This is a genomic window from Kitasatospora sp. CB01950 (assembly GCF_001905465.1).
Classification (GTDB): domain Bacteria; phylum Actinomycetota; class Actinomycetes; order Streptomycetales; family Streptomycetaceae; genus Kitasatospora.
This window is the reverse complement of sequence record NZ_LISX01000010.1, coordinates 194,556-221,354: the sequence shown is the minus strand read 5'-3', so window position 1 is coordinate 221,354 and position 26,799 is coordinate 194,556. Positions and strand designations below refer to the sequence as shown.

Here is a 26,799-nt window from a genome sequence, read left to right as displayed (position 1 = left end):
GCCGGGCGGTTCGGCGTCACAGGGTGATCACAGGCCGTCCGGGGCGTGGAATGATGGGCGCGTCACGGTGACACGCGGAGGGCGGGGGAGAAGCGGATGGGGGAGAGCCTGGGCCCGGAGGACGCCGGCTACCCGCCGCGTCGCGCGGAGCCGATCAGGGTCCTGGTGGTGGACGATCACGCACTGTTCCGCCGCGGCCTGGAGATCGTGCTCGCCGAGGAGGAGGACATCCGGGTCATCGGCGAGGCGGGGGACGGCGCGGAGGCCGTGCTGAAGGCCGCCGACCTGCTGCCCGACATCATCCTGATGGACGTCCGGATGCCCCGGCGCAGCGGTATCGAGGCGTGCACCGCGATCAAGGACGTGGTGCCCAGCGCCAAGATCATCATGCTGACGATCAGCGACGAGGAGGCCGACCTCTACGAGGCGATCAAGGCGGGGGCGACCGGCTACCTGCTGAAGGAGATCTCCACCGACGAGGTGGCCACCGCGATCCGCGCGGTGGCCGACGGCCAGTCGCAGATCAGCCCGTCGATGGCGGCCAAGCTGCTGACCGAGTTCAAGTCGATGATCCAGCGCCGCTCGGACGACCGGGAACTGGTGCCCGCGCCCCGGCTGACCGACCGGGAGCTGGAGGTGCTCAAGCTGGTGGCCACCGGGATGAACAACCGGGAGATCGCCAAGGAGCTGTTCATCAGCGAGAACACCGTGAAGAACCACGTGCGCAACATCCTGGAGAAGCTGCAACTGCACTCCAGGATGGAGGCCGTGGTCTACGCGATGCGTGAAAAGATCCTCGAAATAGGCTGAGCGCCCCCTGAGTGCCCGTCAGCCCAGCAGCTTCTCCAGTTCCGGCCGCAGCGCCTCGTCGTCGAGCCGCTCGACCCGGACGTCCGAGCAGCCCACCCAGTCGGCGGCCTCGCGCAGCGCCTCGGCGAGGGCCGGCACCGACCGCGGGCCGTCCAGCGAGACCTGGCGGGCCACCAGGGTGGCGCCCTCGCGGGCCGGGTCGACCCGGCCGGCCAGCCGGCCGCCGGCCAGCAGCGGCATCGCGAAGTAGCCGTGCACCCGCTTGTGCTTGGGGGTGTACGCCTCCAGGCGGTGGCTCATGCCGAAGATCCGCTCGGTGCGGGGGCGGTCCCAGATCAGTGAGTCGAACGGGGACAGCAGGGTGGTGCGGTGCCGGCCGCGGGGCTCGGTCTCCAGGGCCGCCGGGTCGGCCCAGGCGGGGGCGGACCAGCCCTCCACCGCGACCGGGACCAGGCCGGAGGCGGGCAGTGCCGCGTCCACCTGGGCGCCCTTGAGGCGGTGGTAGTCCATCAGGTCGGCCCGGGTGGCCACCCCGAGGGCCGTGCCGGCCTGCGCCACCAGGCGTTCCAGGCACTCGGCGTCGGACAGGTCCTGCTCGAACAAATCGCCGGGGACGGCCCGTTCGGCGAGGTCGTAGACGCGCTTCCAGCCGCGCCGCTCGGTGACCACCACGTCGCCGAAGGCCAGCGCGCGTTCCACCGCGATCTTGGTGTCGGACCAGTCCCACCACTCGGCGGTCTTCTTCGCCCCGCCCAGGTGGGTGGAGGTCAGCGGGCCCTCGGCCCGCAGCTGGTCGATGACCTGCGCGTACACCTCCTCCGACACCTGGTGGCCCCAGACCCGGCCCTTGACCCGGTTGGCGCGGCGGCGGAACGCGAACAGCGGCCACTCCTCGATCGGCAGGATGCAGGCGGCGTGCGACCAGTACTCGAAGGCCGTGCCGTGCCCCCAGTACGCCTGCTCCACCGGCTTGCGGCCGACCGCGCCGAGCCGGGCGTACGGCACCAGTTCGTGCGAGCGGGCCAGCACCGAGATGGTGTCCAGCTGGACGGCGCCGAGCAGGCGCAGCACGCCGCGGGCACCCGCGCGGCGGTCGGGGGAGCCGAGCATGCCCTGGGCGCGCAGCGCGAGCCGGCGGGCGTGGTCGGCGGAGATCCGGACGGTCGGGGCAGGGGTCGCGGCCATGGGGCGAGGCTAGAGCAGGGCACTGACAGCCCGGCCACGCCCGAGCGCTTTGACCGTTTGTACCCTGCTTCGGCCGATGTGCCCCCAGGGGTGACACAGGAATAGCGTGCTGACGGACCTCCCGGGGGCTCGGCCTCCTCGCATACGATGGCCCGTACGGTGGGGTGGACTCCCCTCCGTCACCAATCCAGAGCCGATCCAGGCAAGGAGCCCGCTCACGTGTCCGTCTTCGACAAGATCCTGCGCGCAGGCGAGGGCAAGATCCTCCGCAAGCTGCAGCGGATTGCCGCCCAGGTCAACTCGATCGAAGAGGACTTCGTCAACCTCACCGACGACGAGCTGCGCGCACTGACCGACGAGTACAAGGCCCGGCTCGCCGACGGGGAGACCTTGGACGACCTCCTCCCCGAGGCCTTCGCGACCGTCCGGGAGGCCGCGAAGCGCGTCCTGGGCCAGCGCCATTACGACGTGCAGATCATGGGCGGCGCCGCGCTGCACCACGGCCACGTCGCCGAGATGCGCACCGGCGAGGGCAAGACCCTGGTCGGCACCCTGCCGGCGTACCTGAACGCGCTGACCGGCAAGGGCGTACACCTGATCACCGTCAACGACTACCTCGCCGAGCGCGACTCGGAGTGGATGGGCCGGGTGCACCGCTTCCTGGGCCTCGAAGTCGGCGTGATCCTGGCGAACATGTCGCCGGCCGAGCGCAAGAAGCAGTACGGGATGGACATCACGTACGGCACCAACAACGAGTTCGGCTTCGACTACCTGCGCGACAACATGGCGTGGTCGCAGGACGAACTGGTGCAGCGCGGCCACAACTTCGCGATCGTCGACGAGGTCGACTCGATCCTGATCGACGAGGCCCGTACCCCGCTGATCATCTCCGGCCCGGCCGACCAGGCGACCAAGTGGTACGCCGACTTCGCCAAGCTGGTCCAGCGCCTCAAGATCGAGCGCGACTACGAGGTCGACGAGAAGAAGCGCACCGTCGGCATCCTCGAGGAGGGCGTGACCCGGGTCGAGGACTACCTGGGCATCGACAACCTCTACGAGTCGGTGAACACCCCGCTGGTCGGCTTCCTGAACAACGCCATCAAGGCGAAGGAGCTCTACAAGGCGGACAAGGACTACGTCGTGATCAACGGCGAGGTCATGATCGTCGACGAGCACACCGGCCGTATCCTGGCGGGCCGCCGCTACAACGAGGGCATGCACCAGGCGATCGAGGCCAAGGAAGGCGTCGAGGTCCAGAACGAGAACCAGACGCTGGCCACCATCACCCTGCAGAACTTCTTCCGCCTGTACGGCAAGCTGTCCGGCATGACCGGCACCGGCACCACCGAGGCGGCCGAGTTCCACCAGATCTACAAGCTGGGCGTCGTCCCGATCCCGACCAACAAGACGCCGAAGCGGATCGACCAGCCGGACCTCATCTACAAGTCCGAGCCGGCCAAGTTCGCCGCCGTGGTCGAGGACATCGCCGAGCGCCACGAGAAGGGCCAGCCGGTGCTGGTCGGCACCGTGTCGGTCGCGAAGTCCGAGTACCTGTCGCAGGAGCTGCGCAAGCGCGGCATCCCGCACGAGGTGCTGAACGCCAAGCACCACGAGCGCGAGGCGCAGATCGTCGCCCAGGCCGGCCGCAAGGGCGCCGTCACCGTCGCCACCAACATGGCCGGCCGCGGCACCGACATCATGCTCGGCGGCAACCCCGAGCACCTGGCCGCCGCCGAGCTCGCCCAGCGCGGCGTCACTCCGGAGGACACCCCGGAGGAGTACGAGAGCGCGCTGCCGGCCGCGATGGAGAAGGCCAAGGTCGCGGTCAAGGCCGAGCAGGAGGAGGTGCAGGACATCGGTGGCCTGTACGTCCTGGGCACCGAGCGCCACGAGTCCCGCCGGATCGACAACCAGCTGCGCGGCCGCTCCGGCCGTCAGGGCGACCCGGGCGAGTCCCGGTTCTACCTGTCGCTGGGCGACGACCTGATGCGCCTGTTCAAGGCCGGCATGGTCGAGCGCGTGCTCTCCATGGCGAACGTCCCCGAGGACGTGCCGATCGAGTCGAAGATGGTCACCCGCGCCATCGCCTCCGCGCAGACCCAGGTCGAGCAGCAGAACTTCGAGATCCGCAAGAACGTCCTCAAGTACGACGAGGTCCTCAACCGCCAGCGCGAGGTCATCTACGGCGAGCGCCGCCGCGTCCTGGAGGGCGAGGACCTGCAGGAGCAGGTCGGCCACTTCATGGACGACACCGTCGCCGCGTACGTCAACGCCGCCACCGGCGAGGGCTTCGAGGACGACTGGGACCTCGACAAGCTGTGGACGGCGCTCAAGCAGCTCTACCCGGTCTCGCTCGACCTCGACGAGCTGGAGGAGGAGGCCGCGGAGAACGGCGGCGTCACCACCGAGTACCTCACCAAGGTCATCCAGGAGGACGTGCAGGCCGCCTACGGCCGGCGCGAGGACCAGCTCGGCGACCAGATCATGCGTGAGCTGGAGCGCCGCGTCGTCCTCTCGGTGCTGGACCGCCGCTGGCGCGAGCACCTCTACGAGATGGACTACCTCCAGGAGGGCATCGCGCTGCGCGCCTACGCCCAGCGCGACCCGCTGGTCGAGTACCAGCGCGAGGGCTTCGACCTGTTCTCCGCGATGATGGAGGGCATCAAGGAGGAGTCCGTCGGCTACCTGTTCAACCTGGAGGTCCAGGTCGAGCAGCAGGTCGAGGAGGTCCCGGTGCCGGACGACGAGCAGGTGCTGCTGGAGAAGCTGGAGAAGGACGCCATCCCGGCGGCCCGCCCGGAGATCCGCGCCAAGGGCCTGGAGGCCCCCGAGCGCAAGAAGCTGCACTACACCGCCCCGTCCGACGAGATCGGCGGCGGCGTGGTCGAGGGCGACTTCGACGAGGAGGGCCTCGTTCCCGACGGGGACGGCCTGACCCGCGCCGAGCGCCGCAAGGCCGCCAAGGCCGCGAAGGGCCGGCGCCGCAAGGGCTGACCCGCAGCGTCGATGTGACGGGGCGCCACCTCCTTCCCGGGGGTGGTGCCCCGCCGCTTTCCGGGGCCGTCGCCCGCTGCCGGTGGTCAGCGGGCCTCGACGGCGGCGCACTGCCACTGGCCGGTGCGGGTGTGCTGCTCCAGCCGGAACGCCAGCATGTGGTGCCGGGGCCCGAGTTCGACCCGGACGCAGGCCTCCACCGTGCCCGGCGAGGGCGCCGAGTCGTGCACGTGGCCCAGCCGCGGCTGCCAGGACCGGCCGCGCGGGCGCAGCGGCCCGCCGCGGGTGAGCGCCGCGAGCTGGTGGAACCCCGGCAGCGTGGTGTGCCGCTGCAACTGGTGCACCGGGCGGGCCCCGCACAGCACCTCCACCAGGCGGCGGGCGAAACGGGCCGCCAGCTCGCTGTGCCCCGTCCGGGTCGGCGCCGGGCTGCGCGGCCGGGCCGGGCGACCACCGCTTCCGCAGGCCGCCCGCGGGCTGCGGACGGTCCGGTCGGTCGCGCCGACCGGATGCGGGTGCCGGACCGGGCGGCGGGCGGAGTGCACCGGGTGGACCAGCGGGCGGATGCGGGGGCCCGGCGTCCGGGTGAGCTGCTCGGTCATCGCGCCTTCTCGGGTCGGTGGGGGAGGTTGTGTCGGACCTTGGTACCGGGCGTACGGCGGCGAGCCCAAGCCGTGTTCCGCGCGGGCGAAGCGCCCGGGAAGTCCACCCGTGCGGGCGGGGCCCGGGGCGGCGGACGGGATGCGGCGGGCGCGGCCGGGCGCGGAGTTGACGCACGGCCGGCCCTCGGGTGGTGGCCGGGCGGCACCAAGGGGGACACCCTCCGTCCCCTGACCGGCCCAGCGCGGACCGGCGGCCCGCGGGCTGCGTATTCTTGACCCGTCGCACTGTGACCGAGAAGGGTGCCCCCATGCGCGTGTACGTGCCCACCACGTTGAACGACCTGGCGGTGGCGCACCCCGAGGGCGTCCTGGAGCAGAGCGTGGCGTACGCCGTGACTCCGGCGCTGCGCGAGTGGTACGTCAGCGACGACCTGGAGGAGCTGGAGTACGCGGCGCTCAACCGGGCGGCGCTGTCCTCGGTCCGGCTGCTGGCCGCCGACCCGAAGGCGCCGCGCCGACGCGTGGTGGTGGCCGTCGAGGTCGCCGACTCCGCGGTGACGCCGTTCCCCGGCGACGAGTACCAGGACCAGGCCTCGCTGGGCCGCGTGGTGCTGGGCGGCCCGATCCGGCTGGTGAAGGCCGCCGCCGTGCACGCCGACGACCTGGACCCGGACGTGCAGGCCGACGTGGCCGCCGCCGCCGACGCGGTGACCGCCGCCGACCGGGGCGACCAGGACGCGCAGTTCACCGTGGACGGCGCGGAGGACCACGAGCTGCTCTGGTTCGCCACCCAGGAGATCCCCGGCCTGATCGGCTGACCTGCGAGACCCCGCCGGAGGACTGGTGGCGGCGGGGAAGGCGGCAGCCTGAGGGCCGGCCCGTACCCTTGGCGGGTGCGTACACACATAGTCTGGGACTGGAACGGAACCCTGCTGTCGGACATGCCTGCGGTGCTGGGGGCCAGCAACGCGGCGTTCGCGCTGCTCGGGATCGGGCCGATGACGTTGGACGAGTACCGGGCGCAGTACGAGATCCCGATTCCGAACTTCTACCAGCGGCTGCTGGGGCGGATGCCGAGCCGGGCCGAGTGGGTGGAGCTGGACGACGCGTTCCACGTCAAGTACTCGGAGCTGTTCCCGGGTTGCGGGCTGACGCCGGGCGTGGAGGACCTGCTGACGGGGTGGGCGGCGGGCGGGCGCAGCCAGTCGGTGCTGTCGATGTACGAGCACGAGAAGCTGGTGCCGGCGGTGGACGCGTTCGGCCTCACCCGGCACTTCGTGCGGGTGGACGGGCGGCGCGGGGACTCCGGCGGGCGGAAGGCGGAGGAGCTGGCCGGACACCTGGCGGCGCTCGGCGGGGAGATCGACCGGCGGCGCACCGTGCTGATCGGGGACGCGGCGGACGACGCGCAGGCGGCGTTGGCGCACGGTCTCAAGGCGGTGCTGTGGACGGGCGGGTCGCACACCCGGGAGAAGCTGGTGCACGTCGGCGTCCCGGTGGTGGACTCGCTGGCAGAGGCCGTCGCCGTCGCCGAGGAACTGGCCGGCTAGGCGTGTCACAGCACGTCAACGGGGGTACGCGCGTTCACCCTGGAAGGGGAAGCGCACACACCACCGTACGGAGCAGTTGAGCAGCATGCCGATCGACGCGGTCACCACCGTCCCCACGCCCGTCAACGAGCCGCCGCAGGCGTACGCCCCGGGAAGTCCGGAGCGGGCCCGGCTGCTGCGGGCGGTGGACGGGCTGGCGGGGCAGCACACCGCGCTGGCGATGACCGTCGGGGGCGAGCAGCGGCTCGGCGGCGGGGAGCGGATCGAGGTGGTGCAGCCGCACCACCACGCGGCGAAGCTCGGCGTGCTGGGCAACGCGACCGCCGCCGACGTGCGGGACGCGGTGGACGCGGCGCTGACGGCGGCGCCGGAGTGGCGGGGGCTGTCGTTCGACGACCGGGCGGCGGTGTTCCTGCGCGCCGCGGACCTGCTGGCCGGGCCGTGGCGGGCGACGATCGTCGCCGCCACCGTGCTCGGGCAGTCGAAGAGCGTGCAGCAGGCCGAGCTCGACGTGTGCGAGCTGGTCGACCTGTGGCGGTTCAACGTGCACTTCGCCCGGCAGATCCTGGCCGAGCAGCCGATCTCCGGGCCGGGGGTGTGGAACCGCGCCGACCACCGCCCGCTGGAGGGCTTCGTCTGCGCGATCACCCCGTTCAACTCCACCGCGATCGCCGGCAACCTGCCGACCGCGCCCGCGCTGATGGCCAACACGGTGGTGTGGAAGCCCGCGCCGGCGCAGATGCTGTCCGCGCACTTCCTGATGCGGCTGCTGGAGGAGGCCGGTCTGCCGCCGGGCGTGGTCAACCTGGTCACCGGCGACGGGCAGGCGGTGACCGAGGTGGCGCTGCGCGACCCGGCGCTGGCCGGGCTGCACTTCACCGGCTCCACCGCGACCTTCCAGCACCTGTGGCAGGAGATCGGCCGCGGCATCGGCCGCTACCGCAGCCATCCGCGGATCGTCGGCAAGACCGGCGGCAAGGACTTCCTGATCGCGCACCCGTCGGCCGACCCGGCGGTGCTGCGGACCGCGATGCTGCGCGGCGCGTTCGAGTACCAGGGTCAGCAGTGCTCGGCGCTGTCCCGGGCGTACCTGCCGCGCAGCCTGTGGCGGCGGATCAAGGAGGACTTCCTCGGCGAGGTCGACGCGCTGACCGTCGGCGACGTCACCGACCTGAGCAACTTCATGGGCGCGCTGATCGACGCCCGCGCCTTCGCGCGCAACCGGGACGCGATCGGGCGCGCCCTGGCCGACCCGCAGGTCGTGCTGCTGGCCGGCGGCCAGCACGACGACGCGATCGGGTGGTTCGTCCGGCCGACCGTGCTGCTCGGCGGCGACCGGCGCGGGGAGATCTTCTCCACCGAGTACCTCGGGCCGATCCTGGCCGTCCAGGTGTACGAGGACAGCCGCTGGGAGGACGCGCTGAACCGGGTCGACGAGGCCGCTCCGTACGCGCTGACCGGCTCGGTGATCGCGCAGGACCGGCGGGCGATCGCCCGGGCCGTGGAGCGGCTGCGGTTCGCCGCGGGAAATCTGTACGTCAACGACAAGCCGACCGGCGCGGTGGTCGGCCAGCAGCCGTTCGGCGGCGGCCGGGCGTCCGGCACCAACGACAAGGCGGGTGCGGCGCAGAACCTGCAGCGCTGGACGTCCACCCGGTCGATCAAGGAGACGTTCACTCCTTCGACGGACTACGTCCACCCCCACATGGAGTGGTCACCCGAGTGACGTACAAGCCGCTCGAACAGCATTGGACAAGGTGTCCAGGAAGGAACGATCTTCCTACAGGATTGCGCCTTCATGTCCCCTGACACCCCGGTTTCGCCACGTTAGGCTGGCTGGCGTCGCCGGTTTCGGTCACGCAGGCCAAACGACTTGTCGTACCCGGGCGGAACGCGACTCATGCGTGCCATGAGCGCTTTTCCACCCGGTGCGTGCGGGAGGATTGCGGACGGGGCCCGGCGGTGCACCCACCAGTCATCACCGAGTCACGCAACGGCGCGCGACAGGAGCCAAACAGCCATGCAGACCAAGCTGGACGCAGCCAAGGCCGAACTGCTCAAGAAGGCAGCAGCAGCCGCTGAGAACAGCCAGGTGGGGGGAGCGCCGCCCGGGGAAGGGCTGAGCAACGGCGCTCTGGCCGCCTACCTGCACCACTACTACCTCCACACGGCGCCCGAGGACCTGATCAGCCGGGACCCGGTGGACGTCTACGGTGCCGCGGCCTCCCACTACCGGCTGGGCCTCAAGCGGCCCCAAGGCACCGCCGAGGTCCGGGTCTCCACCCCGACCGTGGAGGAGAACGGCTGGTCCTGCGGGCACACCGTGGTGGAGATCGTCACCGACGACATGCCGTTCCTGGTCGACTCGGTCACCAACGAGCTGACCCGCCTGAACCGCGCCATCCACCTGGTCGTGCACCCGCAGCTGGCGGTGCGCCGCGACATCACCGGCAAGCTGCTGGAGATCCTCGACGTCGACGCCTGCAACCGCGCCCAGGCCGCCGGCGCCGAGTGGCCCGCCGACGCCGTGGTCGAGTCCTGGATGCACATCGAGATCGACCGCGAGACGGCCCGCGAGGACCTGCGCGACATCGAGTCCGGTCTGCGCCGCGTGCTGGGCGACGTCCGCGAGGTCGTCGAGGACTGGTCGAAGATGCGCGACTCCGCGCTCCGACTGGCCGACGAGCTCGCCGAGCAGCCCCCCGCGCACCTGGCCGAGCAGGAGGTCGGCGAGGCCTGGGAGCTGATGCGCTGGCTCGCCGACGAGCACTTCACCTTCCTCGGCTACCGCGAGTACGACCTGGTCGAGCACGAAGGCGAGGAGGTGCTCAAGACGGTCGCCGGCACCGGCCTGGGCATCCTGCGTTCCGACCCGCTCAGCCACGACTCCGACCACCACCCGGTCTCCGAGGCGTTCGGCCGGCTCTCCGCCCCCGTCCGCCTCAAGGCGCACGAGAAGAAGCTGCTGGTCCTCACCAAGGCCAACAGCCGCGCCACCGTGCACCGCCCCGCGTACCTCGACTACGTCGGCGTGAAGAAGTTCAACGCCGCCGGCGAGCCGATCGGCGAGCGCCGCTTCCTCGGCCTGTTCTCCTCCGCCGCCTACACCGAGTCGGTCACCCGCATCCCCGTGGTGCGCCGCAAGGTGCAGGAGGTCATGGAGGGCGCCGGCTTCTCCGGCGACAGCCACGACGGCCGCGACCTGCTCCAGATCATGGAGACCTTCCCGCGCGACGAGATGTTCCAGACCGCGGCCGCCGAGCTGCAGTCCGTCGCCACCAGCGTGCTGTACCTGCAGGAGCGCCGCCGGCTGCGGCTGTTCCTCCGCCAGGACGAGTACGGCCGCTACTTCTCCGCGTACGTCTACCTGCCGCGCGACCGCTACACCACCCGCATCCGGCTCGCCCTGATGAGCATCCTCAAGGAGGAGCTGGACGGCGACACCATCGACTACACGGTGTACGCCACCGAGTCGGTGCTGACCCGCCTGCACTTCGTGGTCCGGGTCGCCCCCGGCACCGAGCTGCCGCAGCTGTCCGACGCCGACATCGAGCGGATCGAGAACCGGCTCGCCGAGGCCGCCCGGTTCTGGATGGACGGCTTCAACGACCAGCTGCAGACCGAGTTCGGCGAGGAGAAGGCCGCCGAGCTGGGCCACAAGTACGCCACCGCGTTCCCCGACGGCTACCGCGCCGACTTCCCGCCGCGCACCGCCGTCGCCGACCTCAAGCAGATCGAATCGCTGGCCGGCGAGGGCGACTTCCGCCTGAACCTGTACCAGCCGGTCGGCGCGGGCGACGACGATCGCCGCTTCAAGATCTACCGGGTGGGCGGCCCGATCTCGCTCACCGAGGTCCTGCCGGTCCTGCAGCGCCTGGGCGTCGAGGTGCTCGACGAGCACCCGTACGCGCTGCGCCGCACCGACGGCACCACCGCGTGGGTGGTCGACTTCGGCCTGAAGCTCCGCGAGGGCACCGACCTCACCGAGGAGGACCGCGAGCGCTTCCAGGACACCTTCGCGGCGACCTGGCGCGGCCAGGCCGAGAACGACGGCTTCAACGAGCTGGTCCTCACGGCCAAGCTGACCTGGCGCCAGGCCGTCGTGCTGCGCGCCTACGCCAAGTACCTGCGCCAGGCGGGCTCCACGTTCTCCCAGGACTACATGGAGGACGCGCTCAACAACAACACCCACACCACCCGGCTGCTGGTCAACCTGTTCGAGGCCCGGCTCTCGCCGAGCCACCGCTCCGGCGGCGACGAGCTGACCGACGCCATCCTGGAAGAGCTGGACGGCGCCCTCGACGAGGTCGTGTCGCTGGACGAGGACCGCATCCTGCGTTCCTTCCTGCACCTGATCAAGGCCACCCTGCGGACCAACTTCTTCCAGCACGACGACGAGGGCAACCGGCACTCGTACGTGTCGATGAAGTTCGACCCCAAGGCCATCCCGGACCTGCCCGCGCCGCGCCCCGCCTTCGAGATCTGGGTGTACTCGCCCCGGGTCGAGGGCGTCCACCTGCGCTTCGGCAAGGTCGCCCGCGGCGGTCTGCGCTGGTCCGACCGGCGCGAGGACTTCCGCACCGAGATCCTCGGCCTGGTCAAGGCCCAGATGGTCAAGAACACCGTCATCGTGCCGGTCGGCGCCAAGGGCGGCTTCGTCGCCAAGCAGCTGCCGGACCCGGCCGTCGACCGTGACGCGTGGCTCGCCGAGGGCGTCGCCTCGTACAAGACCTTCATCTCGGCGCTGCTCGACATCACCGACAACCTGGTCGCCGGCGAGGTCGTGCACCCCGTCGACGTGGTCCGCCACGACGAGGACGACACCTACCTGGTGGTCGCCGCCGACAAGGGCACCGCGACGTTCTCCGACATCGCCAACGGCGTCGCCGAGTCGTACGGCTTCTGGCTGGGCGACGCGTTCGCGTCCGGCGGCTCGGCCGGCTACGACCACAAGGGCATGGGCATCACCGCCCGCGGCGCCTGGGAGTCCGTCAAGCGGAACTTCCGCGAGCTCGGCGTCGACACCCAGTCCGAGGACTTCACCGTCATCGGCATCGGCGACATGTCCGGCGACGTGTTCGGCAACGGCATGCTGCTGTCCGAGCACATCCGCCTGGTCGCCGCGTTCGACCACCGGCACATCTTCCTCGACCCGAACCCGGACGCGGCCGCCTCGCACGCCGAGCGCCGCCGCCTGTTCGACCTGCCGCGCAGCTCCTGGGACGACTACGACAAGTCGCTGATCTCGGCCGGCGGCGGCGTCTTCCCGCGCTCCGCCAAGTCGATCGCGCTGTCGCCGCAGGTCCGCGAGCGGCTCGGCATCGAGGCCTCGAAGCTCACCCCCGCGGAGCTGATGAAGGCCGTCCTGCAGGCCCCCGTGGACCTGTTCTGGAACGGTGGCATCGGCACCTACGTCAAGGCCTCCACCGAGACCAACGCGGAGGTCGGCGACAAGGCCAACGACTCGATCCGGGTCAACGGCAGCGACATTCGCGCCCGGGTGGTCGGCGAGGGCGGCAACCTCGGCTGCACCCAGCTCGGCCGGATCGAGTACGCCTCGCAGGGCGGCCCGCAGAACCGCGGCGGCTGGATCAACACCGACGCCATCGACAACTCGGCCGGCGTCGACACCTCGGACCACGAGGTGAACATCAAGATCCTGCTCAACCAGGTCGTCGCCGACGGCGACATGACGGTCAAGCAGCGCAACACCCTGCTCGCCGAGATGACCGACGAGGTCGGCCACCTGGTGCTGCGCAACAACTACGCGCAGAACGTGGTGCTCGCCAACGCCGTCGAGCAGGCGGCCAGCATGGTCAACGTGCACGCCCGCATGATCAACCGGCTGGAGTCCAACGGCCAGCTCGACCGGGCGCTGGAGTACCTGCCCGCGGACAAGCAGATCCGTGAGCGCCAGCAGGCCGGCCGCGGGCTGTCCCAGCCCGAGCTGTCCGTGCTGCTCGCCTACACCAAGATCACCCTGGCCGACGAGCTGCTCGCCACCGACCTGCCCGACGACCCGTACTTCCGGGACGTGCTGCACGCGTACTTCCCGAGCGCGCTGCGCGCCCGGTTCGCCGAGCAGATCGACAACCACCCGCTGCGCCGCGAGATCATCACCACGCTGATCGTCAACGACACGATCAACCGCGGTGGCTGCACCTTCGCGTTCCGGCTCCGCGAGGAGACCGGCGCGACGATGGAGGAGATCGCCCGGACCCACGCCGCCGCCCGCGCGGTGTTCGGCCTGGAGCAGCTCTGGGACCAGGTCGAGGGCCTCGACAACCAGGTCGGCGCCAAGATCCAGACCACCATGCGGCTGCACGCCCGCCGCCTGGTCGAGCGCGCCACCCGCTGGATGCTGGGCAACCGCCGCCAGCCGCTCGACATCGCCGGCACCATCGCGTTCTTCCACGACCGGGTCAACCAGGTCTGGGACGCGCTGCCCAAGCCGCTGCGCGGCGAGGACCTCGCCTGGTACGAGTCGGTGTACCAGAGGCTGTCCTCGGCCGGCGTCCCCGACGAGCTGGCCGGCCGGATGGCCGGGCTGTCCTCCGCGTTCCCGACGCTGGACATCGTCGGTGTCGCGGACCGCTCGGACGCCGACGTGATGGACGTCGCCGAGCTGTACTACGACCTCGGCGACCGCCTGGAGATCAGCCACCTGCTCGACCGGATCATCGAACTGCCGCGCACCGACCGGTGGTCCTCGATGGCCCGCGCCGCGATCCGCGAGGACCTGTACGCCGCGCACGCCGCCCTCACCGCGGACGTGCTGGCCGCCCGCCCCGCCGGGGCCAGCCCCGAGGAGCGCTACACCGAGTGGGCCGAGCTCAACGGCAACCTGCTCGGTCGGGCCCGCACCACCCTCGACGACATAAGGGGTTCGGACAACTACGAGCTGTCCAGCCTCTCGGTCGCCATGCGGGTCATCCGCACCCTGCTGCGCGCCGGTCGCTGACCACCGCCCCGAAGGGGCCCCGGGCACTGTGCCCGGGGCCCCTTCGGGGTTCTCCGGCTTCTGCGGGTTCGTGGGCTTGTTCGGCTTCTGCGGCACAATGGCCGGCATGACGGAGGCTGTGCTCGACCGACTGGCCGCGCTGCTCGGCGAGCCCGACCGGCAGGCCCCGCAAGGGAATTGGGACGCCGCCGAGGAGTTCCTCGGGGTCCGCCTGCCGAGCGGCTACAAGACGTTCGTGGACCGCTGGGGCCCCGGCACGCTGGACGGCTTCCTGACCGTCCTCGGGCCGGTCGACGGCACGGCGGACGAGGCCCGGGAGCTGTGGGGACTCTGGTACGGCTGGAAGCCCGGCCGGCAGCGCAACCACGACTTCGACCCGTTCCCGTACCACCCCGAACCCGGCGGCCTGATCGGCTGGGGCGCCGACCACTACGGCGGCGCCTGGTTCTTCCTCGCCCAGGGCCCCGACCCCGACCGCTGGCCGATCGTCGTGGTCAGCGACACCGGCCAGTGGTACGCCACCCGCGGCACCTTCCCCGCGTTCCTGCTGCGCTGCCTGGAACGCGAGGACTACCCGCTCTTCCTCGACCTCACCTGGCCGCGCCCGCAGCCCCACTACCTGCCCTACCGGGCAGGCTGAGCACCGCCGTCAGACCGCCGTCCGGGTTGCCCGCCAGCCGGAGCTGCCCGCCGTGCGCCTCGGTGACCGCCGCGACGATCGCCAGCCCCAGGCCGTGGCCCCGCCGCGCCCGGCCGCGCCGCGCCGTCCGGCCGCCGCCGCGCAGGAACGGCTCGGTGAGCGTCGCGACCAGCGAACTCTCCAGCACCGGACCGGAGTTGCGCACCGTCAACCGGACCCGGCCGGGGTGCTCCGGGTCCGCGCCGGTGGTGACCTCCACCCGGCCGCCGGTCGGCAGATTGTGGCGGACGGCGTTCTGCAGCAGGTTCACCGCCGCCTGCCGCAGCAGCACCTCGTTGCCGACGGCCGGGGCGGCGGCCAGTTCGTCGGTGACGACCACACCCAGTTCGGCGGCCTCGACGGCCACCGCCGCCAGCGCCTCGCGGACCGTCGCGGACAGCTCCAGCGGCGCCGACTCCGGTGTGCCGTGCGAGAGTTCGGCGAGCTGCAACAGCGCCTCGGTGACCTCGATACCGCGCCGGTTGGTGTCCAGCAGCCGTCCCACCAGCCGAGGCCAGTCCTGCCCCGCCGGGTCGGCCGCCGCCACCTGCAGCATCGTCCGATCGATCGCCAGCGGCGTGCGCAGCTCGTGCGAGGCGTTCGCCGCGAAACGCTGCTGCGCCTCGAACGAGCGCTCCAGCCGGGCCAGCATCTCGTCGAACGCGTCCGCGAGATCGGTGAACTCGTCCCGCGGCCCCGCCAACGCGATCCGATGCCCCAGATCCCCGCCGGACGCCCGCCGCGCCGCCGCCGTCACCTCCTGCAACGGCCGCAGCACCCGCCCCGCCACCAGCCAGCCGCCCGCCATCCCCACCACCGTCAGCAGCACCAGCGCGAACGCCTCCGCCGTGAGCAGCGAACGCAGGATCTCCTGCCGCGACGGGGCGTCCGAGCGGTAGCGCGGATTCGCCGAGGTCAACGGATAGTTGGGGACGTACTTCATCCCGACGTACACCACGCCCAGGCAGAGCACGCCGGTGGTCACGGTGAACAGCGTGTAGCTCAACGTCAGCCGCATCCGGGCGGTCAACCGGCGCGGGCGGCTCACGCCGCGTCCAGGCGGTAGCCGACACCCGGCACGGTGTGGATCACCCACGGCTCACCGAGACGCTTGCGCAGGCCCGAGATGGTGATCCGCACCGCGTTGGTGAACGGGTCCGCGTGCTCGTCCCAGGCCCGCTCCAACAGGTCCTCCGCGCTCACCACGCCGCCGCGCGCCGCCATCAGCACCTCCAGCACCGCGAACTGCTTGCGCGGCAACGCGACATAGCGGCCGTCGCGGAACACCTCGCGGCGGAACGGATCCAGCCGCAGGCCCGCGAACTCCAGCACCGGCGGTGCGGACTGCTCCGGGCGGCGCGCCAACGACCGCAGCCGGACGACCAGTTCGGGCAGGTCGAAGGGCTTGGTCAGGTAGTCGTCCGCGCCCAGCTCGAAGCCCGCCACCTTCTGGTCCAGCCGGGCCGCCGCCGTCAGCATCAGCACCCGGCAGCCCAGGCCCGCCGCGACGATCCGCCGGCACACCTCGTCCCCAGACATCCCCGGCAGGTCCCGGTCCAGCACCACGACGTCGTACCGGTGCACTCCCAAGCGCTCCCACGCCGCCTCGCCGTCCCCCGCGACGTCGCAGGCGATCGCCGCCAACCGCAACCCCGCCTGCACGGCCTCGGCGAGGTACTCCTCGTCCTCCACCACCAGCACCCGCACGCACAGCTCCGCTCCTCGGCAATCGGACATCCATTGAACCCGACACCGCATGTCGAAAACGTATGCGGAAACGCAGACGCCCTCGCAACAGCGCTGTCCCTGTAATGGAACCCGGAAGCACGTGTACGGAGCAGGAGGCGGAGATGCGGAAGACGACGCGGTGGGCGATTGCCGGGGTGGGGGCGGTGGCGGTGCTCGGGGTGGTGGCGGGGGTTGCCGTGGGGGGATCGGACCGGGCGCGGGCGGCCGACGGGGAGCTGGCCACCGGTGTCTCGGCCAGTCCGTTCGACACCGGCTCGCCCGCTGTCGGCAAGCTCGATCCGGCGCTGCTCGCCGCGCTGCGCACCGCCGCCACCGACGCGAAGGCGCAGGGGATCGAGCTGCGGATCACTTCGGGGTGGCGCAGCCGGGGGTACCAGCAGCGGTTGCTGGACGCCGCGGTGGCGAAGCACGGCAGTCTGGAGCTGGCGCGGCGGTACGTGAACACGCCGGAGAAGTCCGCGCACGTGTCGGGCAAGGCGGTGGACGTCGGGCCGACCGATGCCGACGACTGGTTGAACCGGAAGGGCGCGAAGTACGGGCTGTGCCAGGTGTACGCCAACGAGATGTGGCACTTCGAGCTGCTCACCACGCCGGGCGGCCGCTGCCCGTCGCAGCTCCCGGACGCCGCCGGCTGAGCGGCGTCCGGGCGGCGGCGGTCAGCTCTCGGTGGCGCGGCGGAGGGCGGAGGCGAGCAGCGCGAGGTCGGTGGGGCCGTTGCCGAGTTCACGGACGGGGCGGGGGGAGGGGGCGGCGCCGTGGTCCTCCAGGCGCTGGGCGACGACGGTCGGTCTGAGCGTCGCGGTGCGGGGGATGCGGCCGCTGACCCGGGCGCCCTGGAAGGCGGTGACGGCGCCGTCGGGGCGGCGCAGGTAGCCGCGGCCGGGGGTGCTGCCGGGCAGCGCGGCGGCGTCGGGGAGGTCGATGAGCAGGTCGGAGTCGCCGGGCTGTTCGGTGCGCAGGGCGATCCGCAGCTGCGCGGCCTCGTCGAGTTCGGTGCCGGTGGTGGCCTCGGGTTCGCCGGTGGTGGCGATCACGTGGACGCCGAGCCGGGCGCCGCGGGTGGCGGCGGCGGCCAGGGCGCGGGCCAGCGGGCGGCCGCCGGGGGAGGCGGGGCCGAGCAGGGCGTCGTAGTCGTCGACGACGACGACCAGGCGGGCGGGGGCGGCGTCGGTGGGCGGGTTGTCGGGGGAACGACGGGGTTCGACCACGCGGACGCGGTCGCCGGCCGGGCCGCCGACCAGTGCGGGCGCCTTGTCGAAGAGCCGCCGGGAGTGCCAGTCGGTGAAGCCGAGGCCGTCGAACAGGGCTTCGCGGTGGGAGAGTTCGTCGAGCAGGCGTTCGGCGGCGAGCAGCGCGCCGCGCGGGTCCTCGGCGGCGTTGACGTGGTCGGTGACGTGCGGCAGGTCGGTGCAGCCGGCCAGGCCGCCGTCCTCGGCGCGGTCGCCGTCGATCATCAGCAGGGCGAGCCGGTCGGGGCGTTCGGAGACGGCGAGCGAGGCGGCGAGGCTGCGCAGCAGCTCGGACTTGCCGGAGCCGGGGCCGCCGCCGATCAGCAGGTGGTCGCCGTCCTCGGCGAGGTCGACGGCGCAGGTCTCCTCGCCGGCCGGGCCGCGCGCGGTGCCGAGCAGCGCGGCGGCGGCGCCCGCGCCGGCGGGCAGTGCGTTCCAGTTCTCGGCGAGCCGGGCGGGGGAGAGGGATTCGGAGCGCAGCAGGTCGAGCAGGCGCAGGGCTTCGGGGAGCGGCCCGCGGGCGGTCTCGCCGTCGGTGGCGGCCTCGCGCAGCGGGGAGAGGGTGCGGGCGAGGCGTTCGGCCCAGGCGGGGGAGACCGCGTCGAGGGCGATGTCGGTGAGGCGTTCGCGGGTGCCGCCGACCGGCCGGTCGAGGGTGAGGCGGGTGGCGACCTCGCCGGTGATGAGGCCGAACGCGCCGAGCCCGGTGGGGAGTTCCTCGGGCGTCTCGGCGAGGCAGAGGGCGAACACGCCGGCCGCGGGGCCCTGCCGGAGGAGCAGGCCGAGGGCGCGCCGGGCGGCGTCGGTGCCGGGGTCGCCGTCGACCAGGACGACGGTGGCGGGCGCGGTGACGGTGGCGGAGGCGAGTTCGCCGAGGCGGGCCTCGGCCTGCTCGGGGCCGAGGCCGTACAGCAGCCGGCAGGACTGGCCGTGGGCGGGCCGCAGGTGGGGCAGCCACTGGGCCCAGGCCCAGTCCTCGGCGTGCTGCTCGGGGGCGACCACGACCAGGGTGAGGCCGCTGGGCGGGTGCAGGGCGGCGAGTTGGGCGAGCGCGGCGCGGGCCAGGCCGGTGAGGCGGTGGCGCGGGCCGGCCAGGCCGAGGCTGCCGGCGGTCTGCAGGTCGACGGTGGCGGGGACGGCGGGCAGCAGGGTGCCGGGGGCGGTGCCGGGGCCGCCGGGGAGGTCGGCGGTGCCGAGGCGCAGGGTGAGCGCGTCGGGGTGGTCGGGGCCGCGTTCCCACAGCCGGGGGCCGGTGCCGAGGGCGGCGAGCAGCAGGGCGGCCGGGTCGGGGAAGCGTTCGCGCTGGTTGGCGGCCTGCCGCAGGCGGGCGGTGGCGTGCTGGCGGTCGGTGTCGACGGCGGGCGGCTCGGGCCGGGTGCGGCGCAGCCAGCGGCCGCCGAATCCGCCGCCGTGGGTGGCCTCGGGTGCCTCGTCGACGGTGGGCGGCGCGGTGGGGCGGCCGGGCGCGGTGCGGGCGGTGGGGCGGGGGGCGAGCCGGAGCCGGCCCTCGCCGTCGGGGGTGGTGGTGCGGGCCGCTATGTCGGCGGGGTGGGCGAGTTGGAGGGTGGACTCGCCGATCCGAAGGAGGGCGCCGGGCGCGAGGTCGGCGCTCTCCTCGCGCAGGTAGCGCTCGTCCAGCAGGGTGCCGTTGGTGGAGCCGAGATCCTGGACGGTGGCGTGGCCGTCGGCGGTCAGGTGCAGGGCGAGGTGCAGGCGGGAGACGTCCGGGTCGTCGAGCGGCACGTCGGCCTCGGTGGAGCGGCCGATCCGGATCCGCTCGCCGTGCAGGCGGTGGACGCCGCCGGCGTCGGGGCCGCCGACCACGCGCAGTTCGGCGGCGGGCTGCCCGGCGGTGTCCTCGGTGTCCGGGTCGGGTTCGCCGAGGGCGAGGACGACGCCGTCGACCAACGGCGGGTGGCCGAACGGCAGTTGCTCGTCCAGGCGTTCCTCACCCGCGTACAGGTGGACATGGGTGGCGGAGCGCGGGCCGCGGACGCCGACCGCGCCGGCCAGGGCGGTGGCGACGGCGCCGAGCGCGGTGCCGGCCGGGGCCGTGACCAGGACGTCGGCAGAGCTCCCGGGGCCGGTCGGGCCGCTGCGCGGTCGAAGGACGGTGAGCCGGATCTGCATCACGCCCGGGGTCCCTTCTGCACACGTGTGGTGCCAGCCATCCTGCCACTCGGGACGGACAGTCCGCGCACGGTACCGGATTTGACGATCTTGCGATCATCGCCATGGTGAATCCGACGCCGGGTCAGGTCAAGGACACCGGGACGCCCCAGGTGGCCGACAGTGCGCGACCGGCCCCGGCAACACCTCGGAAACCCGCGCGGGCACCGTTAGAGTTGCCGAAAATACGGGAGCCCTCGCACGCGGGCGGTTCCCCAAGGCCCCGGCGCCGTTCACGGGAACGGGGGAGTGCCGGAACGCGGCCCCGGCAGCGGGCGCCGGGTGACCGAACGGAGTGCACAGGTGCGGCCTGTCGGCAGCAAGTACTTGCTCGAGGAGAGCCTCGGACGCGGAGCGACCGGCACGGTCTGGCGCGGCCGGGTGCGCGAGGACGTCGTCGTCCCGGGCCTGGAGCCCGGCCAGGCGGTCGCGGTGAAGGTGCTGCGCGAGGAACTCGCCGCCGACCCGGACGTCGTGATGCGCTTCCTGCGCGAGCGCTCCGTCCTGCTGCGGCTCACCCACCCCAACATCGTGCGCACCCGGGACCTGGTGGTCGAGGGCGAGCTGCTCGCCCTGGTGATGGACCTGATCGACGGCCCCGACCTGTTCCGCTACCTGCGCGAGTCCGGCCCGCTGTCGCCGATCGCCGGCGCGCTGCTGATGGCGCAGATCGCCGACGCGCTGGCCGCCAGCCACGCCGACGGCGTGGTCCACCGGGACCTGAAGCCCGCCAACGTGCTGCTGGCCACCCTGGCCGTCGACGGCGGCGAGCAGATGTACCCGATGCTCACCGACTTCGGCATCGCCCGCCTCGCCGACTCCCCGGGCATCACCCGCACCCACGAGTTCGTCGGCACCCCCGTGTACGTCGCCCCGGAGTCCGCCGACGGCCGCCCGCAGACCGCCGCCGTGGACGTCTACGGCGCCGGCATCATGCTGTACGAGCTGGTCACCGGCCGCCCGCCGTTCCAGGGCGACAACCCGCTGGCCGTCCTCCAGGCCCACCTCGCGCAGGAACCGCAGCGCCCCCGCGCCATGCCCGAGCCGCTGTGGACGGTGGTCGAGCGCTGCCTGCGCAAGGACCCGGCCGAGCGGCCCACCGCCGTCTCGCTGGCCGAGGCGCTGCGGGTGGTGGCGGCCGGCATCGGCGTGCACTCCTCCCCGGCCGCCGTGGACGCCGCGCTCGCGGTCGGCGCGCTGCTGCGGCCCGACCCGGCGCTCGCCCCGCCGCCCGCGCCCGCCAACGGCAACGGGTACGACCCGGCGGCCGCCACCCAGGTTATGACCCACCAGGCGGTCCCCGGCGCCGAGGACCGCACCCGGCTGATGAGCCCCCCGCCGGGCCCGCCCGGTTCGCCCGCCGACCGGACCAGGGTGATGCCGTCCATGCCGGCCGCGGCCCCCGAGCCGCCGCAGCCGGACGGCCCGCACCCGTGGCAGACCCAGATGCAGGCCGCCCGGGACCGCAACGAGCAGACCCGGATCGGCTACTTCGAGCCGGAGGACCTCGCCGCACCGCAGGTCGCGCCCCACCCCTACCAGGCCGGCCAGTACCCGCCGCCCGGGCAGCGCCCGCCGGTCGCCCCGCCGCCGTACCAGGCCCCGCACCCGCAGCAGCAGCCGCCGCAGCCCCCGGGCAGCGGCCGGTACGCCCAGCCGCAGGGCGGCCCCTACCAGCCGCAGTCCGGCCGGCACCCGCAGCCGGGCGGGCACCCCCAGCAGGGCGGGCAGCCCCCGCAGGGCCGCGGCGGCCGTCCGCCGGTCGCACCGCCGCCGTACCAGGCCCAGCAGGCCGGCCCGCCGCCCGGTTACGACGGCCGCCCGCAGGGCTACGGCGCGCCGCAGCGCCGGGCCGAGCCGGCCCCGCCGCGCCGCCAGGAGCCGCCGTACCGGGAGCCGGAGCCGTCCCGCGAGCGGGATCGCGAGCCGCGCCGCCGCAGCCGCAACCGGATGTGGATTCCGGGCCTGGGCTGCGCCAAGGGCTGCCTGGTGGTGCTGGTGGTGCTGGCGCTCGGCTGCCTGGCGCTGTGGAACTTCACGCCGCTGCCGCACTACTGGGACAACGTGGTGGGCTGGTTCGATTCGGCGAAGGGCTGGATCGGCGGCCTCACCGGTTCGAATTGACGCTTTGTCGACAATCCCGCGAAATTCCACCGGATCGGAACCGCTCGGGGGGCCCTCCACGGCCCCCCGGGGCCTCGCGGGCGCGTAGGTTGTTCGTCGAGCACCGACCTCACGAGCCCACGGAGCAGCATTGGCACGCAAGATCGGCAGCCGGTACACGGTTCACCAGGTGATCGGCCGCGGCTCGGCCGGCACGGTGTGGCTCGGCGAGGGCCCGGACGGGCCGGTGGCGGTGAAGCTGCTGCGCGAGGACCTCGCCGCCGACCAGGTCCTGGTCGGCCGCTTCGTCCAGGAACGCACCGCCCTGACCTGCCTCGACCACCCGCGGGTGGTCGGGGTGCACGACATGGTGGTCGACGGCAGCGACCTCGCCCTGGTGATGGATCTGGTCCAGGGCACCGACCTGCGCACCCGGCTGGAACGCGACGGCGTGCTCGACCCGCTGGTCGCCGCCTCGGTGATCGCCGACGTCGCCGACGGCCTGGCCGCCGCGCACGCCGCCGGCATCGTGCACCGCGACGTCAAGCCGGAGAACGTGCTGCTCGACCTGGCCGCCCCGCCCGGCCCCGGCGGCGCCCCGCGCGCCAAGCTCACCGACTTCGGCATCGCCCGCCTGGTCGACGCCCCCCGCCGCACCCGGGCCACCCGGATCATCGGCACCCCCGACTACCTGGCCCCCGAGATCATCGAGGGCCTGGAGCCGCGCGCCGCCGTCGACATCTACGCCCTCGCCACCGTGCTCTACGAACTGCTCACCGGCGCCACCCCGTTCGGCGGCGGCCACACCGGGGCGGTGCTGCGCAGGCACGTCACCGAGAACGTCCCGCCGGTCGAAGGCATGCCGGACGGCCTGTGGCGGATCATCTCCGAATGCCTCGCCAAGGCCCCCGCCTCCCGACTGCGCGCCGCCGAACTCGCTTCCCGGCTGCGCGAGTTGCTGCCCGAACTGGCCGACGTCGGCCCGCTCGCGGTGCCCGCGCAGCGCGCCGTCACCGAGGAGGCGCCCACCCCGGGCGAGGCCGTCTACGCCGAGGCCGACGCCGGCCGCGGCACCCACCGCCGCCGCCGCGGGCCCGCCGTCCCGCTGGTGCCCGGTCCGACCCCCGACTCCACCCGGGACACCCACACCAGCCTGCGCCGCCCGTCCGCCGGGGAGCTCGCCTCCTACGCGGAGGAGTCCCGCGCCCAGCGCACCCAGCCCGCGCCCGCCCACCGCCGCACCCGGGCCCAGCTGATCCGCCGCCGCCGCACGCTGGCCGTGCTGATCGCGGTGATCCTGCTGTTCGCGGGGGCCGCCGCCGCCTGGACGGCGTTCGCCGCCGAGGCCCCCGCGCACGCGGCCGGAGCGGTGTCGAGCACCTGGTGCCCCCGGTTGTAGCCGAGCCCCCCCGGCGAACCATTACCCTTGAGGCGTGGCAGCCGTCGATCCTTCCGAAGAGCTCAAGAACCTCGACTCGACCATGTCGTCGATCGAGGCAGTCCTCGACCTGGACAAGATCCGGGCAGACATCGCAACCCTGGAGGAGGAGGCAGCCGCCCCCACCCTGTGGGACGACCTCGCGAACGCGCAGAAGGTCACCAGCCGGCTCTCCTTCCTCCAGGGCGAGCTGCGCAAGGTGGAGACCCTGCGCAGCCGCGTCGAGGACCTGGGCGTCCTGTTCGAACTCGCCGAGGCCGAGAACGACGCGGACACCCGCGTCGAGGCCGAGCACGAGCTGGAGTCCGTCAAGAAGGCCGTCGAGGAGCTGGAGGTCCGCACGCTCCTCTCCGGCGAGTACGACGCCCGTGAGGCCCTGGTCAACATCCGTGCCGAGGCCGGCGGCGTGGACGCCGCCGACTTCGCCGAGCAGCTGATGCGCATGTACCTGCGCTGGGCCGAGCGGCACGGCTACCCGACCGAGGTCTACGACACCTCGTACGCCGAAGAGGCCGGCATCAAGTCCGCGACCTTCACCATCAAGGCCCCCTACGCCTACGGCACCCTCTCCGTCGAGCAGGGCACCCACCGCCTGGTGCGCATCTCCCCGTTCGACAACCAGGGCCGCCGGCAGACCTCCTTCGCGGGCGTCGAGGTGCTCCCCGTCGTCGAGCAGTCCGACCACGTCGACATCGACGAGGGCGACCTGCGCATCGACGTGTACCGCGCCTCCGGCCCCGGCGGCCAGGGCGTCAACACCACCGACTCCGCGGTCCGCATCACCCACCTCCCGACCGGCGTGGTGGTCTCCTGCCAGAACGAGCGCTCGCAGATCCAGAACAAGGCCTCGGCGATGAACGTCCTCCAGGCCAAGCTGCTGGAGCGGCGCCGCCAGGAGGAGCGCGCCGCGATGGACGCGCTCAAGGACAGCGGCAGCTCCTGGGGCAACCAGATGCGCTCCTACGTCCTGCACCCGTACCAGATGGTCAAGGACCTGCGCACCGAGCACGAGGTCGGCAACCCGCAGGGCGTGCTGGACGGCGACATCGACGGCTTCATTGAGGCCGGCATCCGGTGGCGCAAGCAGCGGGAGAGCTGACGCTGCAAGGGAGGAGGCCGGCTGAGATGAACGAAGGACGCAGCATCGAGGCCGGCATCCGGTGGCGCAAGCAGCGGGAGAGCTGAGCCCGGTAGGCAATGAGGAAGGGCCCCACCGCTTCGGCGGTGGGGCCCTTCTCTTCTGCGGTCTCGGGTCAGCGCGTCATCATCAGCAGTGCCAGTGCGAGCACCGCGGCGCACAGGACGACCAGCAGCACCGTCGGGTTGAGCGTGGCGAACGGCCCGTGCTGCTCCTGCTGGAGCCGGGCGCGGTTGGCGCGGCACACCGGGCAGCGTCCGTCTATGACGCGGCCGTTGCAGTTGGCGCACACCAGTTGGTCGCAGGTCATGCGTGTCCTCCTTGCTGCATAGCCAACGTGCCGGAGGCGGCTTCTGTTCCGACTCTCCTACCACTCTGCCAGGTTCCGGACACCTGAGCCCCCGGAGGGGAAGGGTTGTCGATCTGTGACCTGGCTCGCACTTTCGGGTCCGAACCGGAACCGCAGCTCGCGAAACCCCGTACGGTAGCTGCTCGGTTACTGCGGGTGCTTTCGGACGTCGCGTATGGTCACTGGCTCCGATCCACCTAGGATGGCCCCCGTGATGCAGCCGTGATCAGATTCGACAACGTCTCCAAGACCTATCCCAAGCAGAACCGTCCTGCCCTGGACAACGTCTCGCTGGAGATCGAGAAGGGCGAGTTCGTCTTCCTGGTCGGCTCGTCCGGTTCGGGCAAGTCGACGTTCCTGCGCCTGTGTCTGCGCGAGGAGCGCCCGTCCACCGGTGACGTGCACGTGCTCGGCAAGGACCTGGGCAAGCTCTCCAACTGGAAGGTGCCGCACATGCGGCGCCAACTGGGCACCGTCTTCCAGGACTTCCGCCTGCTGCCGAACAAGACCGTGGGGCAGAACGTGGCGTTCGCCCTGGAGGTCATCGGCAAGCCGAAGAGCGCCATCAACAAGGTGGTGCCCGAGGTGCTCGACCTGGTCGGCCTCGGCGGCAAGGAGGAGCGGATGCCCGGTGAGCTGTCGGGTGGTGAGCAGCAACGCGTGGCGATCGCCCGCGCGTTCGTGAACCGTCCGATGCTGCTGATCGCCGACGAGCCCACCGGCAACCTCGACCCGCAGAACTCGGTCGGCATCATGAAGCTGCTGGACCGGATCAACCGGACCGGTACCACCGTGCTGATGGCCACCCACGACCAGGCGATCGTCGACCAGATGCGCAAGCGCGTCATCGAGCTCGACAAGGGCCTGCTGGTTCGCGACCAGGCCCGCGGCGTCTACGGCTACCAGAGCTAGAAGAGAGAAGCATGCGCGCCCAGTTCGTTCTGTCGGAGATCGGCGTCGGTCTCCGCCGCAACCTGACCATGACGATCGCCGTCGTGGTCAGTGTCGCGCTCTCGCTCGCCCTCGCCGGTGCCTCGCTGCTCGTCCGCGACCAGGTCAACTCCATGAAGGACTACTGGTACGACAAGGTCGAGGTCAGCGTCTACTTCTGCGCGAAGGCGGACCACAACTCGCCCCAGTGCGCGGCCGGTGCGGCCACCGACGACCAGATCCAGCAGGTCAAGGCCGAGTTGGACAAGATGACGCCGCTGGTGCAGAGCGCCACCTTCGAGACCCCGCAGGAGGCGTACCAGCACTTCAAGGAGTCCAACCCGGACAACCCGCTGCTCGCGGCGGTCGGCGCGGACGCGCTGCCGGCGTCCTGGCGGATCAAGCTGAGCGACCCGACCAAGTACGACGTCATCCAGAGCCGGTTCGCCGGCAAGCCCGGCGTCAAGTCGGTCGAGGACCAGCGCAAGATCCTGGAGAACCTGTTCGGCCTGCTGCGCGGTCTGCAGACCGCCGCCTTCGTGATCATGGCGCTGATGCTCTGCGTGGCGCTGCTGCTGATCGTCAACACCGTCCGGGTGTCGGCGTTCAGCCGACGACGCGAGACGGGCATCATGCGGCTGGTCGGCGCGTCCAACTTCTACGTGCAGATGCCGTTCATCGCGGAGGCCGCGTTCTCCGCACTGCTCGGTGCGACGCTGGCCTCGTTGCTGCTTCTGGGTGGGCACTTCTTCATCCAGGGGTGGTTGGCGAAGAAGGTGCTGTTCATCCACTTCATCGGCCTGTCCTCGGTGTTGGCGGTCATTCCGCTGCTGGTGGTGGTCGGTATGGCGATGGCCGGCATCGCGGCGTTCTTCACCCTCCGCAAGTACCTGAAGGTCTGACGGGCCGTCGG

General features: G+C 72.3%; 19 protein-coding genes. 13 read left to right on the top strand and 6 right to left on the bottom strand.

The genetic code is table 11. The annotated features are described in order from the left end of the window. Window positions 1–96: 96 nt before the first annotated feature. On the top strand, window positions 97–810 hold the full coding sequence (locus AMK19_RS24910) for a response regulator (RefSeq protein ID WP_073815440.1): 714 nt from the start codon (window positions 97–99) through the stop codon (window positions 808–810). A gap of 18 nt (window positions 811–828) precedes the next feature. On the opposite strand, the gene AMK19_RS24905 is transcribed toward AMK19_RS24910, so the two are convergent. Then, complete coding sequence (locus tag AMK19_RS24905) at window positions 829–1,995, bottom strand: winged helix-turn-helix domain-containing protein (protein ID WP_073815437.1); 1,167 nt, start codon at window positions 1,993–1,995, stop codon at window positions 829–831. Between the two features lie 147 nt (window positions 1,996–2,142). On the opposite strand from AMK19_RS24905, the gene secA reads away from it, so the two are divergent. Beyond that, window positions 2,143–4,989: a preprotein translocase subunit SecA gene (secA, locus tag AMK19_RS24900; RefSeq protein ID WP_443135038.1), complete on the top strand. Its 2,847-nt coding sequence runs from the start codon at window positions 2,143–2,145 to the stop codon at window positions 4,987–4,989. An 86-nt stretch (window positions 4,990–5,075) separates the two neighbouring features. Here secA and AMK19_RS24895 read toward each other — a convergent pair whose 3' ends face one another. Then, window positions 5,076–5,591 carry an Rv3235 family protein gene (locus AMK19_RS24895; RefSeq protein ID WP_073815432.1) on the bottom strand — a complete coding sequence of 172 codons (516 nt, stop codon included), beginning with the start codon at window positions 5,589–5,591 and terminating at the stop codon, window positions 5,076–5,078. A gap of 308 nt (window positions 5,592–5,899) precedes the next feature. Between AMK19_RS24895 and AMK19_RS24890 the strand changes: the two genes are divergently transcribed. The 5 genes from AMK19_RS24890 to AMK19_RS24870 all read left to right on the top strand — a co-directional run bounded on the left by AMK19_RS24890 (window position 5,900) and on the right by AMK19_RS24870 (window position 14,742). Continuing rightward, the gene (locus AMK19_RS24890) at window positions 5,900–6,409 is read left to right on the top strand and encodes a DUF6912 family protein (RefSeq protein ID WP_073815430.1); all 510 of its coding nucleotides are present in this window, start codon (window positions 5,900–5,902) and stop codon (window positions 6,407–6,409) included. Window positions 6,410–6,484: 75 nt separating this feature from the next. Next, entirely contained in the window at window positions 6,485–7,141 is a 657-nt protein-coding gene (locus AMK19_RS24885; RefSeq protein WP_083647322.1) for an HAD family hydrolase, read from the top strand. A gap of 91 nt (window positions 7,142–7,232) precedes the next feature. Next, complete coding sequence (pruA, locus tag AMK19_RS24880) at window positions 7,233–8,867, top strand: L-glutamate gamma-semialdehyde dehydrogenase (RefSeq protein WP_073815500.1); 1,635 nt, start codon at window positions 7,233–7,235, stop codon at window positions 8,865–8,867. Between the two features lie 294 nt (window positions 8,868–9,161). Next, window positions 9,162–14,102: an NAD-glutamate dehydrogenase gene (locus tag AMK19_RS24875; RefSeq protein ID WP_073815426.1), complete on the top strand. Its 4,941-nt coding sequence runs from the start codon at window positions 9,162–9,164 to the stop codon at window positions 14,100–14,102. A 106-nt stretch (window positions 14,103–14,208) separates the two neighbouring features. Then, the gene (locus AMK19_RS24870; RefSeq protein WP_143200372.1) at window positions 14,209–14,742 is read left to right on the top strand and encodes an SMI1/KNR4 family protein; all 534 of its coding nucleotides are present in this window, start codon (window positions 14,209–14,211) and stop codon (window positions 14,740–14,742) included. Here the strand turns inward: AMK19_RS24870 and AMK19_RS24865 are convergent. Continuing rightward, window positions 14,693–15,829 carry a sensor histidine kinase gene (locus AMK19_RS24865; protein WP_073815422.1) on the bottom strand — a complete coding sequence of 379 codons (1,137 nt, stop codon included), beginning with the start codon at window positions 15,827–15,829 and terminating at the stop codon, window positions 14,693–14,695. The two genes, AMK19_RS24870 and AMK19_RS24865, sit on opposite strands and share 50 nt — an antisense overlap. Continuing rightward, window positions 15,826–16,488: a response regulator transcription factor gene (locus tag AMK19_RS24860; protein WP_073815419.1), complete on the bottom strand. Its 663-nt coding sequence runs from the start codon at window positions 16,486–16,488 to the stop codon at window positions 15,826–15,828. Before AMK19_RS24860 ends, AMK19_RS24865 begins: the two co-directional genes overlap by 4 nt. Before the next feature lie 143 nt (window positions 16,489–16,631). On the opposite strand from AMK19_RS24860, the gene AMK19_RS24855 reads away from it, so the two are divergent. After that, entirely contained in the window at window positions 16,632–17,165 is a 534-nt protein-coding gene (locus tag AMK19_RS24855; protein WP_073815416.1) for a M15 family metallopeptidase, read from the top strand. Between the two features lie 21 nt (window positions 17,166–17,186). Here AMK19_RS24855 and AMK19_RS24850 read toward each other — a convergent pair whose 3' ends face one another. Then, window positions 17,187–19,889: an FtsK/SpoIIIE domain-containing protein gene (locus tag AMK19_RS24850; protein ID WP_073815414.1), complete on the bottom strand. Its 2,703-nt coding sequence runs from the start codon at window positions 19,887–19,889 to the stop codon at window positions 17,187–17,189. 342 nt (window positions 19,890–20,231) lie between these two features. Here AMK19_RS24850 and AMK19_RS24845 point away from each other — a divergent pair, with 342 nt between their 5' ends. The 3 genes from AMK19_RS24845 (at window position 20,232) to prfB (ending at window position 24,568) form a co-directional block, all read left to right on the top strand. After that, window positions 20,232–22,052 (top strand): serine/threonine-protein kinase, encoded by a 1,821-nt coding sequence (locus AMK19_RS24845; RefSeq protein ID WP_073815412.1) that lies wholly within the window; start codon window positions 20,232–20,234, stop codon window positions 22,050–22,052. A gap of 130 nt (window positions 22,053–22,182) precedes the next feature. After that, complete coding sequence (locus AMK19_RS24840; RefSeq protein WP_073815410.1) at window positions 22,183–23,430, top strand: serine/threonine-protein kinase; 1,248 nt, start codon at window positions 22,183–22,185, stop codon at window positions 23,428–23,430. Window positions 23,431–23,464: 34 nt separating this feature from the next. Then, window positions 23,465–24,568, top strand: coding sequence for a peptide chain release factor 2 (prfB, locus tag AMK19_RS24835; RefSeq protein WP_073815408.1), 1,104 nt, complete (start codon window positions 23,465–23,467; stop codon window positions 24,566–24,568). 154 nt (window positions 24,569–24,722) lie between these two features. Here the strand turns inward: prfB and AMK19_RS24830 are convergent, their stop codons facing one another. After that, window positions 24,723–24,917 (bottom strand): hypothetical protein, encoded by a 195-nt coding sequence (locus tag AMK19_RS24830; protein WP_073815405.1) that lies wholly within the window; start codon window positions 24,915–24,917, stop codon window positions 24,723–24,725. 261 nt (window positions 24,918–25,178) lie between these two features. Here AMK19_RS24830 and ftsE point away from each other — a divergent pair, with 261 nt between their 5' ends. Continuing rightward, on the top strand, window positions 25,179–25,868 hold the full coding sequence (gene ftsE / locus AMK19_RS24825) for a cell division ATP-binding protein FtsE (RefSeq protein WP_073815403.1): 690 nt from the start codon (window positions 25,179–25,181) through the stop codon (window positions 25,866–25,868). Window positions 25,869–25,879: 11 nt separating this feature from the next. Next, window positions 25,880–26,788, top strand: a complete 909-nt coding sequence (gene ftsX / locus AMK19_RS24820) for a permease-like cell division protein FtsX (RefSeq protein WP_073815400.1) — start codon at window positions 25,880–25,882, stop codon at window positions 26,786–26,788. The last annotated feature ends 11 nt before the right edge of the window (window positions 26,789–26,799 follow it).

Coding starts and splice junctions, on each gene's coding strand:
- AMK19_RS24870 (WP_143200372.1), top strand. CDS start 14,209: ATGACGGAGGCTGTGCTCGACCGACTGGCCGCGCTGCTCGGCGAGCCC.
- AMK19_RS24890 (WP_073815430.1), top strand. CDS start 5,900: ATGCGCGTGTACGTGCCCACCACGTTGAACGACCTGGCGGTGGCGCAC.
- AMK19_RS24875 (WP_073815426.1), top strand. CDS start 9,162: ATGCAGACCAAGCTGGACGCAGCCAAGGCCGAACTGCTCAAGAAGGCA.
- ftsX (WP_073815400.1), top strand. CDS start 25,880: ATGCGCGCCCAGTTCGTTCTGTCGGAGATCGGCGTCGGTCTCCGCCGC.
- secA (WP_443135038.1), top strand. CDS start 2,143: ATGGCCCGTACGGTGGGGTGGACTCCCCTCCGTCACCAATCCAGAGCC.
- AMK19_RS24850 (WP_073815414.1), bottom strand. CDS start 19,889: ATGCAGATCCGGCTCACCGTCCTTCGACCGCGCAGCGGCCCGACCGGC.
- AMK19_RS24830 (WP_073815405.1), bottom strand. CDS start 24,917: ATGACCTGCGACCAACTGGTGTGCGCCAACTGCAACGGCCGCGTCATA.
- AMK19_RS24895 (WP_073815432.1), bottom strand. CDS start 5,591: ATGACCGAGCAGCTCACCCGGACGCCGGGCCCCCGCATCCGCCCGCTG.
- AMK19_RS24855 (WP_073815416.1), top strand. CDS start 16,632: ATGCGGAAGACGACGCGGTGGGCGATTGCCGGGGTGGGGGCGGTGGCG.
- AMK19_RS24910 (WP_073815440.1), top strand. CDS start 97: ATGGGGGAGAGCCTGGGCCCGGAGGACGCCGGCTACCCGCCGCGTCGC.
- AMK19_RS24905 (WP_073815437.1), bottom strand. CDS start 1,995: ATGGCCGCGACCCCTGCCCCGACCGTCCGGATCTCCGCCGACCACGCC.